Origin of the sequence: Dinoroseobacter sp. PD6, from assembly GCF_028807315.1 — a bacterium.
In the GTDB taxonomy this organism is placed as follows: domain Bacteria; phylum Pseudomonadota; class Alphaproteobacteria; order Rhodobacterales; family Rhodobacteraceae; genus Dinoroseobacter; species Dinoroseobacter shibae.
This window is the reverse complement of record NZ_JARAMN010000016.1, coordinates 43,202-56,241: the sequence shown is the minus strand read 5'-3', so window position 1 is coordinate 56,241 and position 13,040 is coordinate 43,202. Positions and strand designations below refer to the sequence as shown.

Annotated in this window: 15 protein-coding genes and 1 tRNA gene; 12 read left to right on the top strand and 4 right to left on the bottom strand. The window is 65.8% G+C overall.

Annotated elements, in window-relative coordinates:
- Positions 1-114 precede the first annotated feature (114 nt).
- Positions 115-990 carry a hypothetical protein gene (locus PVW48_RS19675; protein WP_274582641.1) on the bottom strand — a complete coding sequence of 292 codons (876 nt, stop codon included), beginning with the start codon at positions 988-990 and terminating at the stop codon, positions 115-117.
- A 112-nt stretch (positions 991-1,102) separates the two neighbouring features.
- Here PVW48_RS19675 and PVW48_RS19670 point away from each other — a divergent pair.
- A tRNA-Trp gene (locus PVW48_RS19670) sits at positions 1,103-1,178 on the top strand.
- A 199-nt stretch (positions 1,179-1,377) separates the two neighbouring features.
- The gene (locus PVW48_RS19665; protein WP_274582640.1) at positions 1,378-2,145 is read left to right on the top strand and encodes a hypothetical protein; all 768 of its coding nucleotides are present in this window, start codon (positions 1,378-1,380) and stop codon (positions 2,143-2,145) included.
- A 296-nt stretch (positions 2,146-2,441) separates the two neighbouring features.
- On the opposite strand, the gene PVW48_RS19660 is transcribed toward PVW48_RS19665, so the two are convergent.
- Both PVW48_RS19660 and PVW48_RS19655 read right to left on the bottom strand, forming a co-directional pair.
- Positions 2,442-2,759 carry a DUF1244 domain-containing protein gene (locus PVW48_RS19660; protein ID WP_044028207.1) on the bottom strand — a complete coding sequence of 106 codons (318 nt, stop codon included), beginning with the start codon at positions 2,757-2,759 and terminating at the stop codon, positions 2,442-2,444.
- A gap of 11 nt (positions 2,760-2,770) precedes the next feature.
- Entirely contained in the window at positions 2,771-3,520 is a 750-nt protein-coding gene (locus PVW48_RS19655; protein ID WP_274582644.1) for an N-formylglutamate amidohydrolase, read from the bottom strand.
- A gap of 154 nt (positions 3,521-3,674) precedes the next feature.
- Here PVW48_RS19655 and pyk point away from each other — a divergent pair, with 154 nt between their 5' ends.
- From pyk to PVW48_RS19605, 10 genes are all read left to right on the top strand, one after another.
- Positions 3,675-5,123 carry a pyruvate kinase gene (gene pyk / locus PVW48_RS19650; RefSeq protein ID WP_274582639.1) on the top strand — a complete coding sequence of 483 codons (1,449 nt, stop codon included), beginning with the start codon at positions 3,675-3,677 and terminating at the stop codon, positions 5,121-5,123.
- Between the two features lie 4 nt (positions 5,124-5,127).
- On the top strand, positions 5,128-5,352 hold the full coding sequence (locus PVW48_RS19645) for a hypothetical protein (protein ID WP_012176911.1): 225 nt from the start codon (positions 5,128-5,130) through the stop codon (positions 5,350-5,352).
- A 346-nt stretch (positions 5,353-5,698) separates the two neighbouring features.
- Entirely contained in the window at positions 5,699-5,899 is a 201-nt protein-coding gene (gene rpmI, locus PVW48_RS19640; protein WP_012176912.1) for a 50S ribosomal protein L35, read from the top strand.
- Positions 5,900-5,911: 12 nt separating this feature from the next.
- Positions 5,912-6,277, top strand: a complete 366-nt coding sequence (gene rplT, locus PVW48_RS19635; protein WP_012176913.1) for a 50S ribosomal protein L20 — start codon at positions 5,912-5,914, stop codon at positions 6,275-6,277.
- Positions 6,278-6,534: 257 nt separating this feature from the next.
- Positions 6,535-7,605, top strand: a complete 1,071-nt coding sequence (locus PVW48_RS19630) for a Hint domain-containing protein (RefSeq protein WP_274582638.1) — start codon at positions 6,535-6,537, stop codon at positions 7,603-7,605.
- A 155-nt stretch (positions 7,606-7,760) separates the two neighbouring features.
- A complete protein-coding gene (locus PVW48_RS19625) occupies positions 7,761-9,644 on the top strand; it encodes an SLC13 family permease (protein ID WP_443112693.1) in 1,884 nt (627 codons plus the stop codon).
- A 72-nt stretch (positions 9,645-9,716) separates the two neighbouring features.
- A complete protein-coding gene (locus tag PVW48_RS19620) occupies positions 9,717-10,781 on the top strand; it encodes a Hint domain-containing protein (RefSeq protein ID WP_012176916.1) in 1,065 nt (354 codons plus the stop codon).
- A 59-nt stretch (positions 10,782-10,840) separates the two neighbouring features.
- Positions 10,841-11,914: a phenylalanine--tRNA ligase subunit alpha gene (gene pheS / locus PVW48_RS19615; protein ID WP_012176917.1), complete on the top strand. Its 1,074-nt coding sequence runs from the start codon at positions 10,841-10,843 to the stop codon at positions 11,912-11,914.
- Positions 11,915-11,916: 2 nt separating this feature from the next.
- Positions 11,917-12,540 carry a hypothetical protein gene (locus PVW48_RS19610; protein WP_274582637.1) on the top strand — a complete coding sequence of 208 codons (624 nt, stop codon included), beginning with the start codon at positions 11,917-11,919 and terminating at the stop codon, positions 12,538-12,540.
- Positions 12,541-12,643: 103 nt separating this feature from the next.
- Complete coding sequence (locus tag PVW48_RS19605) at positions 12,644-12,853, top strand: phenylalanyl-tRNA synthetase subunit beta (RefSeq protein WP_274582636.1); 210 nt, start codon at positions 12,644-12,646, stop codon at positions 12,851-12,853.
- Here the strand turns inward: PVW48_RS19605 and PVW48_RS19600 are convergent.
- Complete coding sequence (locus PVW48_RS19600; RefSeq protein WP_274582635.1) at positions 12,850-12,981, bottom strand: hypothetical protein; 132 nt, start codon at positions 12,979-12,981, stop codon at positions 12,850-12,852. The genes PVW48_RS19605 and PVW48_RS19600 overlap by 4 nt on opposite strands.
- Positions 12,982-13,040: the final 59 nt, after the last annotated feature.

Sequence of the window (13,040 nt, the reverse complement as noted above, 5' to 3'; positions counted from 1 at the left end):
CCGCACCGTCGGCGCAGGCGTCGTGTCGAAGATCATCGAGTAAGGCCTAGGCCCGAAGAAACGTTTAAGGGGGTGCGGTTCGCGCCCCCTTTTTCATGCGCGAAGCGTTTTCGATCAGGAACCCGGCGGCGGGGCGGGCCGCATCTTCCACGCGATCCGCTCCCCCGGGTTGGCGCGCAGGGCGGCGATGGTCCGGCGCAGACGCCGGGTCAGGTCCCAGTCCTCGGGCAAGGTTTCGCGGATCGCGCGGATATCCTCGATCAGTTCCATATCCGTGGCCTCCGCGATCCGGGCGCCCTCCAGGGCCTCGGGCGTGATCGGCGCGGTGCACAGAAACGCTACCGTGTCCCGACGGGCGAACGCCACCGGGCGCAGATGATCCCGCAGCCGCCACATCTGCGCCGGCAGCCAGGGCTGGGACCAGTGCAGGAAGTCCTGCTGGATCACCAGGGACCGGCCGGGGATCAGGTGCGGCAGGAAGGCCGCGGCGATCAGGTCGGTGGTGGTGGCGATCTTCGCGGCATCCACCGCCAGAAGCTCGATCCTGCCCCCGGGCCAGCCGAGATCCGGGATATGGCCCACGTGAAACCGGGTTTGCGCGGCCCAGGGGGCAAGGAACTCCTGCGCGAGCGGCAGGATATCGCGCCCCTCGAACGGCGGCACCCCGGCGGCATAGAGCACTTTTGCCTTGGTCTGCTCCTTGGCCGTGAACCGGTCATAGGCATGGATCACCGCCCCGTGCCCCGCGGCGGCCGCCCCCGCCGCCAGTCGCGCGGTGGATCCCCCGGCAAAAGCCCCCAGATCCACCAGCGCGCCCTCGCCGCGCGCCCAATCCCGCGCCGCCCAGTAGTAGAACTGCCGCTCTTCGGGGGCGAGCATGGTGGGCACCGCAATCTCGGCCTCCGCCGCGCGCAGTGCGTCGGCCTGCCACGGGGCGTCCCGGAAGGGCGCGGGCACGGATAGGCGGGGACCGGTGGCGGGCGTCGTCATGGCGCCGATGTCCTATGACGGGCCGCAGGATGCAAGCGTCCGGCGCCCCGGCCCTTGGAAAAAAGTGCTCTTGATTTCCCCGGACAACTCTCATACCCCTCGCCTTGGCCTTAGGGGTGTAGCTCAGTTGGTAGAGCATCGGTCTCCAAAACCGAGGGTCGGGGGTTCGAGCCCCTCCGCCCCTGCCATTGATCTCGCTGGATTTTCCCGAGATCGATGGCGGACAAGGCCCATCCCCTTCGTTCGCAGTCCAACCGCGTCTTGGCGCGTCGTTCCTTCGTGAACCGGCCCCCTGGACCCGTCGCAACGGGTGCCGTGAGCCGCCCGTCGCCTTGACCCACACGGGAAGCGGCGCAGTTCATGGAAGAACGCAGTCCGGGAGGTTTCATGATTCGCCATGTCCTGATCGCTCTGGCCGGGCTGGTGCCCGCCACCGCCGCGGCCCTCGATCTGGTGGAAACCGGGCGCTACGATCTGAACCGGCCGGCCAGCCTCGATTACGATCCGACCTTCTGCGGTTTGTGGATCGCCAACGAGGGTCCCGAGGCCGTGCTGGTGACCCTGCAGGGCGACGAGTTGCGCCGCATCTCCAGCGACATGTTCCGGATCAAGGCGATCTCGATCGAGGGCGACACCCTGATCGTGGGCGACGGCGCGGGCAACCTGCAACGGCTGACCAAGGACGGTGAGGCGCTCGGCCCGCCCTTTGCCCTGGAGGGCGGCTGGGCCGATACCGAAGGGATCTCGATCAACACTGCGGGCGAGATCGTCACGGTGGAGGACGACCCCGAACGCCTGTCCTGGTTCGCCCCGGACGGCACGCTACTGCGCCGGATCGACACCCTGACCCTGACCCCGCCCCTGACCGAAGCACAAGGCATCGCCATCGACCCGCGCACGGGACACCTGCTGATCGTGGACGACTGGGAAGGCTCCAACAGCCTCTATGAGTTCGCCCCCGACGGCTCCCTGCTGGCGTCCCAGAGCCTCTATCCCTACGGAATCGACCCCGAAGGCATCGCGATCCGCCCCGGCTCCAACCAGCTCTTCATTGCCTTCGACAGCGGGGCCGAGATCGTCACCTTCAACTACACTCCAACCCTGCCGCCGGGCGCCGACCCGCTGCCGTCCGGGGCCGATTGCATGATGTTCTGAGGGTGGGGATTGCACGATGGGCCGGGAAGGCGCGCCATAGCTCTTCTGGCCAGGTCGTCATGGTGCAGCGGAAAGCCCGTCCCACGACCAGCCACACACATGCCAAAGCCATACAAGTTTCGCTCTGGGGTTCTGTCTGACCTACCCTTCTGACGCGGCGGCGGCTCGACAGCAGGGTCAGAAAAAGACGGTCTGGCCCATCCCTGCGGAAGGCGCCGCGCGCAAACTGGCAACTCCGTCTGCAATCCGATCTGAACGCTCGGCGGAGAACGTGCGGTCCCCGCCTGCGCTAGGCATCAGCCCTGCTTGTCGGTGACGTTTTCCTTGAAGGCGGTCTCGAACTCGGCCTGCTTTTCCGGGCTCGCGTCGGTCTGGTAGTTGGCTTTCCACTCCGCCATGGGCATGCCATAGAAAATCTCGCGCGCGTCTTCCTTGCCCAACTCGATCCCCTTCTCGGCGGCGGCTTCCTGGTACCAGCGGCTCAGGCAGTTCCGGCAGAACCCGGCGAGGTTCATCATGTCGATGTTCTGTACGTCCGTGCGGTCTTCCATCAGGTGTTTGCGCAGCGCGCGGAAGGCCGCGGCTTCGAGTTCCACCTGGGTCTGCGGGTCGATCTGGGGGGCGGTCATGGGCGGGTCTCCTCCATCTGTTGGTGCGCCGCCCGCAGGAGGTGCGCGAGGCGGACCCCCCAGGCAGCCTGGGTCTCTGGTGTGGAAATGAGGTCGTTGCGCAGTTCGATCAAGACATGGGGTCGGCCGGGCTGCACCCCGTGGCGGTCCATCGTGTCGCCGGGCAGGTGCCCCGAATAGGGCAGGTTGTCCCCGATGCACAGATCCGGCTCGCCGTTCAGAACATCGAGCAGCGGGCGCGCCAGCCGCGTATCGTCCGAATAGAGCACGCCGATATGCCAGGGCCGCGGCGCCCGGCCGCGCAATTGCCGGGTGAAGGAATGGATCGAGACCAGCATCGCCTCGGGCCGCGCGGCGAGCATGGCCGTGACCGCGTCGTGGTAAGGCCGGTGCCAGGCCGCGATCCGGCGTTGCCGCTCGGTTGCGTCCGCGTGGCGGTTGCCCGGAATGATCGAGCCGTCATAGAGCCGCATCAGAAGGGTGGGGTCGTCCTCGGCCCGGTTCGGGTCGATCACCAGTCGCGAGAACGTCGCCATCACCGCCGGGGCATTCAATTCCGCCGCCAGCACGCGCGTCACTCCCTCCGCACCAGGGTCGTAAGCAATATGGCGCGCCATGTCCTCCGGTGGCAGGCCCAGGTCGCCCCCCGCCACATCGGGCGGGACCCAGTTGCGCGCATGGTCGCAAAGCAGCACCCAGTCAGAGGGCGCAGGGCCGTCGATTTCGAGAAAGGGGCAGGCGTCCATCTGTCTTCCCGTGGTCTTGTCCATTGGCCATACCGGGGATCGCGCGGGGAGGCCAGAGCAGGGCGCTTTGCTGCGACTGCAATATGCGATGGAAAGCGCCCCGGGGACGTGGTACCGCTAACAGCGAATTGAGAAAAGAGGCGGGAGAACGCGCGTGCGACGCCATAGAAACCTGAAGATCGTGGCCACTCTGGGCCCCAGTTCCAGCGATTACGACACCATCCGGGCGCTGTTCGAAGCAGGCGCCGACGTGTTCCGGCTGAACATGAGCCATGGCAGCCATGACGATGTGGCGGCCCGGCACGAGATCATCCGCCAGGTCGAAAAGGACACCGGACGGCCCATCGCGATCCTCGCGGACCTGCAGGGGCCGAAGCTGCGCGTGGGCGCGTTCGCCGACGGGCCCCATCAACTGGAGGTGGGACAGGCGTTCCGGCTCGATCTCGACCCGGCGCCGGGCGATGCCACGCGCGTCTGCCTGCCCCACAAGGAGATTTTCGACGCCCTGGAGCCTGGCGCGCGCCTTCTGGTCAATGACGGCAAGGTGGTGCTGAAGGTCACGCGCTGCGCCGGCGATTTCGCCGAGACCGAGGTGCTCGTGGCCGGTGAGGTTTCCGACCGCAAGGGCGTGAATGTGCCCGATGTGGTCCTCCCGCTCGCGGCACTGTCGGACAAGGACCGGGCGGATCTGGAATTCGTCTGCACGCTGGGCGTGGAGTGGCTCGCCCTGTCCTTCGTGCAGCGGGCCGCGGACGTGCACGAGGCCCGTGAGCTGGCCGGGAACCGGGCGGCGATCATGTCGAAGATCGAGAAGCCCGCCGCCGTGCAGGCCTACGAGGAAATCCTTGCCGCCTCCGACGGGATCATGGTCGCGCGCGGCGATCTCGGGGTCGAGTTGCCGGTGCAGAAGGTCCCGCCGATCCAGAAGCGGTTGGTGCGCGGGGCCCGGCGCGAGGCCAAGCCGGTGATCGTGGCGACCCAGATGCTCGAGAGCATGATCAGCTCCCCCATGCCCACCCGGGCAGAGGTGTCGGACGTGGCCGCGGCGATCTACGAAGGGGCGGATGCAGTGATGCTGAGCGCGGAATCCGCCGCCGGCGATTTTCCGGTCGAAGCCGTGACCACCATGAACAACGTCGCCATCGAGGTCGAAAGCGACCCGACCTATCGCCAGATCATCGAAGCCTCGCGCCCCGGCGCGCGCTCCACCGTGGCCGACGGGATCGTCTCGGCAGCCCGGGAGATCGCCGAGACCACAACGGGGATCAAGGCGATCTGTTGTTTCTCGGAATCGGGCACCACCGTGTCCAAGGTCAGCCGTGAGAAACCCCGCGTGCCCATTATCGCGCTCACCAGCCGTCTCGGTACCGCTCGCAAGCTGTGCCTGACCTGGGGCGCCCATTGCGTCATGGCGACGGAAATCTCGCGCTTCAAGATGGCCGTCGTGGCGGCGGCCCGCGCGGCCCGGACCGAGGGCTTCGCCACCGAGGCCGACCAGATCCTCGTGGTCGCGGGCGTGCCCTTCAATCAGGCGGGCAGCACCAACATCCTGCGCGTTGCGCCGTGCGAAGAGAAGCTGATCTTCTCGACCGAGCCGGGCTGATCCCTTGGAGGGGGCGCTGCCGCTGATCGGTGGGCTGATCTGCCTGGCTTTGGCAGTCACCCGCAGCCTCGTCGCGGCGATCGAGCAGCGCGCCATCTGGCCGACACTCCTGCTCGCCCCGGTGGGGCTGGGCTTGCTGGCCGTGGCCTGGCAGGCCCAACCGGACGGGCTGCAACTCGAGGATATCCCCGTTGCCGTGGTAAAGATCTATCGCACGGTGATGGACTGATCCCCCCGATAGGTAGAGAAACCGCTGCGCCGTGCCGACGACCTTCCCCGAGGGGCGGGAACCTGACGGCGCCTTTTGTGCCTGAGCACCCGAAATCGGCCTGCACCGCCCTTTGCTGCTTCGACATCCCGGCCTTCGTCGGACGAACCTGCGCCTGGGCCAAGCGCATCCGACAGGAGCTTGCGCCGCTCCCTCGGATCATCGACGCCCTTTCGGCATCGCCCCGAAATGCGCCAAAGCTCTTGCCAAGCGCTCCGCTCTGTCGTACCTGCGCGTCTCCAAGCCCGCGTCCGGCCTCAGTGGCATGCCGAGTCGCGGGATCAAGCGTAGACGACAGGAGACGCAAATGCCCAAGATGAAGACCAAGTCGAGCGCCAAGAAGCGCTTCAAGATGACGGCCACTGGCAAGGTCAGGGCCGGTCAGGCCGGCAAGCGCCATGGCATGATCAAACGGACGACGAAGTTCATTCGCACCGCGCGGGGCACAACGATCCTCAGCGCGCCCGATGCGAAGATCGTCAAGTCCTACATGCCCTACTCGCGCTAAGGAGACCGGAATATGTCCCGCACCAAAGGTGGAACCGTCACCCACGCCCGCCACAAGAAGGTCACCGATGCCGCCAAAGGCTATTACGGTCGCCGCAAGAATACCTTCAAGGTCGCCCGTCAGGCGGTCGACAAGGCCAACCAGTACGCCACACGCGACCGCAAGAACCGCAAGCGCCAGTTCCGCGCCCTGTGGATCCAGCGGATCAATGCCGCCGTGCGCGCCCATGACGAGGCGCTGACATACTCGCGTTTCATCAATGGCCTGTCGCTGGCCGGGATCGAAGTGGACCGCAAGGTTCTGGCCGATCTGGCCGTGCACGAGCCCGAGGCGTTCAGCGCCATCGTGGACCAGGCCAAGGCCGCCCTGCCGGCCTGACCCGCCGCAGTCCCAAACCGATCGGGCCGCACCTTCGGGGGCGGCCTTTTTCGTGGTCCGTGCCTGCTTTGCTCGCCGCCTCGCAGATTGGTGGCAGGCGTAATCGAATTGTCCCGAAAGGCGCGACGTTCGATCCCGCGGGTGTGCATTCCGGCCAGACCCGCCGATAATTCATTTGCCTGACTTGTCATTCCAATTTGCTTGATCGATAGATTAGCGCACTGTTAACACGACGTTAGGCATGGCAGGCGACTGATTTGGCCCGAATAAGCGAACTCCACTACTCGAATGCGTACGCTCGACGGTCAGGCGAGCCGGAATTCCTCGAAGTCGCGCTCGACCCGTCCGAAAACCCGGCGGATTTCGTCGTTTCCTTCTACGAGACCAGCGGTCAACTCGCGCTGGAGGTGCGGCTCGACGATCCCGGCGTCACCGTGACCCGCGACCCCGAAACCGGCGAAGACGTCTACGTGATCTCGGAAACCGTCTTCATAGTCCGGCTGACCGACCCGGATTCGATCGGTCCTCGTAATACCGAAGCATTCGCCCTGACGAACACGGCCACGGATACGGTGATCAACTTCTATGACATCGGCGGTGGCAGAACCGATATCGTGGCCGATGGCGGCGCAGCGGACGGGGCGGTCTCGACGAATATCCCCGTGCCCACGGGGCCCGTGGCCGCCACCTATTCCATCCAGTTCAACAAGCCCGATCCCGATACGCCCGTCTACATTCCCGTGACCCCGGGCGATAGCGGCGTCTGTTTCACTCCGGGCACCCTGATCGACACGCCTGACGGCCCGCGGATGGTGGAAGACCTGCGGCCCGGCGACCTGGTCTGGACCCGGGATGCGGGCGCGCAGCCCCTGCGCTGGGTTGGTGCGCGCACGGTCCCCGCGGCCGGTCCGCTGGCGCCCGTGGCGATCCCGGCGGGGATGTACGGGGCGACCGCGCCGCTTCTGGTGTCGCCGCAGCACCGGATGCTGCTGACAGGCTGGCAGGCCGAACTGCTCACCGGCACAGACGAGGTGCTGGTCGCGGCCCTGCACCTTGTCGATGGGGACCGGGTCGTGCGGCGCCCCGGCGGGATGGTGACCTACATCCATATCCTGTTCGACCGGCATCACCTGGTGCGAGCCAACGGCGCCTGGTCCGAAAGCTTCCACCCCGGGGCTCAGGGGCTGGAGACCATGGACGGCGCCGCCCGGGACGAACTGCTCGGCCTCTTCCCGGAGCTTCGCGAAAGCCCGGCCGCCTATGGCCCCAGCGCCCGGCGCAGCCTGCGCGCCCATGAAGCGCAGCTTCTCCGCCTCCCATCCCGCTGAGGGCCCGGCGCCCGCCAATCCTGTTGCCTTTCCGCCGCCCTTTCGGGCAGGTTGAGCTACCCATGCCAAAGACATGGGCGCGTGGGTCCGGGTGACGGCCCGCGCATCGCACGGCCCGCCGCAGAGAGGCCGGGTCGCGCAGACCGGGAGGACACGTGGAGGCGCTGACGCTCACCTATCCGATGATGGTCGTGCTCGGACTGCTCGGCTTCACCGTGGCGCTGTTCGTGTCCGAAGTGGTGCGGATCGATTTCGCGGCGATCCTCGTCATGGTGCTCCTGGGCCTGCTCAGCCAACTGCCGGGTCTGCACTCACTGGCGGATGTCAGTAAGCTTTTCGATGGACTCGCCTCCAACGCGGTGGTGTCGATCATCGCCGTGATGATCATCGGCGCCGGCCTCGACAAGACCGGGCTGATGAGCAAGGTCGCCGCGCTCATCCTGAAACGCGGCGGCAGTTCCGAGGCCCGGGTGGTGCCCATCGTGTCGGGCACGGTGGGCGTGATCTCGTCCTTCATGCAGAATGTCGGCGCAGCTGCGCTGTTCCTGCCCGTGGTCAGCCGGATCTCCGTGCGCACGGGCCTGCCGCTCAGCCGGTTGCTGATGCCCATGGGCTTCTGCGCGATCCTTGGCGGGACGCTGACCATGGTGGGCTCCTCGCCCCTGATCCTGCTCAACGACCTGCTGCTGGCGGCCAATCCGAGCCTGCCGCCCGACGCCAGGATGGCGCCCTACGGCCTGTTTTCGGTCACCCCGGTCGGGATCGCGCTTGTCGCTACGGGCATCCTCTATTTCATGCTCTTCGGCCGCTGGGTCCTGCCCAGTGGCCAGAAGGGCGGCGACGCCACCTCTGGCCAGTCCACCAAGGACTACCTCAAGCAGATCTATGGACTGAAAACCGACATCTTTGAGATCACCATCCCCGAAGGGCACAGGGTCGCGGGCCAGACCTATGACGACCTGACCAAGCAGTATCATGTCTACATCATCGGGAGCGCCTATCAGGGCAAGACCTGGTTTGCGCCCGTCATCCAGACCGAGATCACACCGCCCTGCCGCCTTGCCGTGCTGGGTCGCGCGCGTGAAGTGCGCCACATGGCCGAGGACATGGGCTTCACCCTCCATGACCGGCTCGACGTCTTTGCCGAGGACTACGCCCCCACCAAGTCCGGGATCGCCGAGGTGGTGATCCCGCCGGGCTCGTCCCTGATCGGGAAATGCGCCCATGACGTCGTGTTCCGCAAGACCTATGGCGCGAGCATGCTGGCCATCCACCGGGGCGAGGAAACCCTGAGCATCGTCGAGACCGAGGATCACACTCATACCCAGATCGGCGAAGTACCCTTCCGCGCGGGCGACACGCTCGTGATCCTCACCACCTGGGAGGCCTTGACCCGGCTCAGTCGAAACAGGGATTTCGTGGTCGTGACCTCGGACTACCCGCAGGAAGAGCCGCGCCCCAAGAAGGTCGGCTGGGCGCTCTTGTTCTTCGCCATCGCGCTTGGGCTGATCCTGCTGACGGACCTGCGCCTGTCGCTCTGCCTGCTGACCGGGGCGGCGGGCATGATCCTGACCCGCGTGCTCGACATCGACGAGGCCTACAAGGCCGTGAGCTGGTCGACCGTGTTCCTGCTCGCCAGCCTCATTCCCCTCGGCCAGGCGGTGCAATCCTCCGGCACCGCCGCCTGGATCGCGCAGCAGATCCTCATCCTGCTCGACGGCTGGCCGCTCTGGGCCTTGCAGGCGGGGCTTGCGGTGCTGGCCACGGTCTTCACGCTGATCATGTCGAACGTGGGCGCGACCGTTTTGCTGGTGCCCCTGGCGATCTCCATCGCAATGGCCGCGGGCGGCGATCCGGCGCTCTTTGCGCTGACCGTGGCGATCTCCACCTCCAACTCCTTCCTGATCCCCACCCACCAGGTCAACGCGCTGATCATGGGCCCGGCGGGCTACAAGGTCACCGATTTCATCAAGAGCGGCGGAATCATGACGCTCCTTTTCCTCGTGGTCTCACTGAGCGTCATGAACCTCGTCTTCTGAGCGGATGTTCGCGCTTTGTTAGGGGCTTTGGCCTATGCCCGTGCGCGATACCGTCAAGGCGAGGCCGCGCACATGGCCCGCATCAGCGAGATGCACTATTCCGACGTCTATTCGAACGCGTCCGGCGTGTCGGAGTTTCTCGAGCTCGCGCTCGACCCGTCCGAGGATCCCGCCGATTTCACCGCGAGCTTTTACAATCACGACGGCACCGCCCTGATCGAAATTCCTCTCGACCATCCGGATGTCCGCGTCAGCTTCGATGCCGACAGCGGCGAGAACGTCTATGTCATCTCTCAAGACGATTTCGTGATCCGGTTGACCGATCCCGATGGCGGCGGGACGCTCAACGCCGAGGCGGCGGCCCTGACCGATCACACCTCCGGCACGGTCCACAGCTTCTTCGACATCGGCGGGGAGACCCAGAACATCACCGCTCTGGACGGTGCGGCCCAGGGGGCGGTCTCGGTCAATGTCTGGCCCCCCACCGGCGCGGGCATGGCCACCTATTCGATCCAGTGGAACCAGCCCGACCCGACCACGCCGGTGTTCGAGCCGGTCGATCCCGGCGACACGGGCATGTGCTTCACCCCCGGCACCCGGATCGACACGCCCGATGGCCCGCGTCCGGTCGAACATTTGCGCCCCGGCGACCTTGTGCTGACCCGCGACGCGGGGGCGCAGCCACTGGTCTGGACCGGCGCGCGCCGGGTGCCCGCGGCGGGTGTGCTGGCCCCCGTGGCGATCCCGGTGGGCGTCCACGGGGCGACCGCGCCGCTGCTGGTCTCGCCCCAGCACCGGATCCTCGTGACCGGCTGGCAGGCCGAGTTGCTGACCGGCGCGGCGGAGGTGCTCGTGGCCGCCCTGCATCTGGTCGATGGCGACCGCGTGGTGCGGCGCCCGGGCGGCATGGTGACCTATGTTCACATCCTCTTTGACCGGCACCAGATCGTGCGCGCCAACGGCGCCTGGTCCGAGAGCTTTCATCCGGGCGCGCAGGGCCTCGATACCATGGCGCAGGCCTCCCGGGACGAGCTTCTGGCACTCTTTCCCGAGCTTGCCGCCGATCCCGCCGCATATGGTCCCAGCGCCCGGCCAACCCTGCGGGCCCATGAGGCGCGGCTGCTGTGCAAGCTCTGAACGGTTGCATCTTGCGCCCCGGCTCGCTACGCCCTCCGCGACGATGTGCGAGGCGTGACATGGACGATCTGAAGTCGAAATACCTGGCGGCGATTGCCGAGGCCGCGGACGAGAGCGCGCTGGAAACCCTGCGCGTGGCCGCCGTGGGCAAGAAGGGCGAGATCAGCCTCAAGATGCGCGAGCTGGGCAAGATGACCCCGGAGGAGCGCAAGACCGCCGGCCCCGCGCTCAACGCCCTGAAGGACGAGATCAACTCCGCCCTGGCCGCCAAGAAGGCCGCGCTGGCCGATGCCGCGCTCGACGAACGCCTGCGGTCCGAATGGCTCGACGTGACCCTGCCCGGACGGCAGCGGCCCGCGGGCACATTGCACCCGATCAGCCAGGTTTCCGAAGAGGTCGCCGCGATCTTCGCCGACATGGGATTTGCCGTGGCCGAGGGGCCGCGCGTGGAGAGCGACTGGTACAATTTCGACGCGCTCAACATCCCGGGCCATCACCCCGCACGGGCCGAGATGGACACGTTCTACATGAAGCGCGCGGAGGGTGACGACCGCCCGCCCCATGTGCTGCGTACCCACACCTCGCCGGTGCAGATCCGCGCGATGCAGGAGCATGGCGCACCGATCCGCGTGATTTGCCCGGGCGGCGTGTATCGCTGCGATTACGACCAGACCCACACCCCGATGTTCCACCAGGTCGAAGGGCTGGCGATCGATCGCGACATCTCCATGGCGAACCTCAAATGGGTGCTGGAGGAGTTCGTGCGCAGCTATTTCGAGGTGGACGATGTGGAACTGCGCTTCCGCGCCTCGCATTTCCCCTTCACCGAACCCTCGGCAGAGGTCGACATCCGGTGTTCGTGGGAGGGCGGTCAGCTCAAGGTGGGCGAGGGCGACGACTGGCTCGAAATCCTCGGATCCGGCATGGTGCACCCCAAGGTGCTGGAGGCCGGCGGCATCGACCCGACCCAATGGCAGGGCTTCGCCTTCGGCATGGGCATCGACCGGATCGCCATGCTGAAATACGGCATCCCAGACCTGCGCGCCTTCTTCGATTCGGACCTGCGCTGGCTGCGCAATTACGGCTTCTCGGCGCTGGATGTGCCCACGGTGCATGCGGGGCTCAGTCGGTGACAGTGGGCGATATCTTCAACGGTATCGCCGCCATAGCGCAGTTGGGTATGTTCGCGGTGGTGGCATTTGGTGCCTGGATCGCGTGGCGCCAACTGCATTCTTGGCGAGACGAGAGACTGTCACTTCGTCTTCAAGAACTTGCGGAAGAAATCGTAGCTCTTACCTCGGAGCTGGCGGACAGGATAAGCGAAATTCGATCTGTAATGGGATACGGACCGCCTGCTGGAGAAGAAGACGATGGAACTTATGATTATCGTAGACGCTTAAAAGAGTTGGCGGAACTTGACTCAGACTTCCTGGAGCTCAGAAGGCTCCGAAGTCGGACAAAAGTCCTTGTGCATTCAGAACCCCTCCTAGACGCGATTGACGCTTTCTTCGAAGTTCGGTCGAAGGTTGCGCTTGGCCTGAGGAGTCGTATCCGCACCGTTTTGCGTGAGAATGGCGGACAGTCTATGACGGAAGCCGAGCAGAAACGAATTCACAGGGACGACGGGGTTATCTGGGAAGGAGATTTCGAAGATGACGAAATCGTTAGAACTCTCAGTACAAGCCTGAAAACTATTGAAACGGAGCTTTCTCCGATAGTGCGCTTTGAAATACGCAGGATTGATAGGACAACTATATAGCACCTACGGCAGCGCCCGCCCGGGGGGGCGGTCGGGCGCTGCCCGGGCTTGCAGCCTGCGCACGACCCATTCTCAGGATGTGTCCGCGCCCTACATCTCTCCCATGAAAACCCGCATCGCTCTTGTCGCCCTTCTGATCCTGATCGTGGTGGCCCATATCGGCCTGTGGATGTCGGACCGGATGCCGACCGAGATGAAGCTGCGGTTCACGATCATCAACGTGCTGGGTTGGTCGGTGGTTCTGCTGCCTGCCTATGGTGTCTCGCGCTGGCTCGCCGCGCGGGAGGCAGAGCGCGATCCGTCCGACCGCTAGTCCCCGACCTGCGCGGCCCCGGGTGCCGCCTCCAGCGATAATTGCGGCCCCTCGTTTCGCGTGACCGCGACCAATGTCAGCAGCGCTACGACTCCAAAGGCGGCCGCCATGAGTACCGTCTCTGCCATCACTGTTCCGTCTCGTCGCATCAGAAGTGTCTTCATCTTGCCTGCCTCGTCGTCCCGGC

What these genes read in the sequence shown, in the direction of transcription:
- PVW48_RS19675 (WP_274582641.1), bottom strand. Translation starts at nt 990, where the DNA reads ATGACGACGCCCGCCACCGGTCCCCGCCTATCCGTGCCCGCGCCCTTC.
- PVW48_RS19665 (WP_274582640.1), top strand. Translation starts at nt 1,378, where the DNA reads ATGATTCGCCATGTCCTGATCGCTCTGGCCGGGCTGGTGCCCGCCACC.
- PVW48_RS19655 (WP_274582644.1), bottom strand. Translation starts at nt 3,520, where the DNA reads ATGGACGCCTGCCCCTTTCTCGAAATCGACGGCCCTGCGCCCTCTGAC.
- rpmI (WP_012176912.1), top strand. Translation starts at nt 5,699, where the DNA reads ATGCCCAAGATGAAGACCAAGTCGAGCGCCAAGAAGCGCTTCAAGATG.
- rplT (WP_012176913.1), top strand. Translation starts at nt 5,912, where the DNA reads ATGTCCCGCACCAAAGGTGGAACCGTCACCCACGCCCGCCACAAGAAG.
- PVW48_RS19620 (WP_012176916.1), top strand. Translation starts at nt 9,717, where the DNA reads ATGGCCCGCATCAGCGAGATGCACTATTCCGACGTCTATTCGAACGCG.
- pheS (WP_012176917.1), top strand. Translation starts at nt 10,841, where the DNA reads ATGGACGATCTGAAGTCGAAATACCTGGCGGCGATTGCCGAGGCCGCG.
- PVW48_RS19605 (WP_274582636.1), top strand. Translation starts at nt 12,644, where the DNA reads ATGAAAACCCGCATCGCTCTTGTCGCCCTTCTGATCCTGATCGTGGTG.
- PVW48_RS19600 (WP_274582635.1), bottom strand. Translation starts at nt 12,981, where the DNA reads ATGGCAGAGACGGTACTCATGGCGGCCGCCTTTGGAGTCGTAGCGCTG.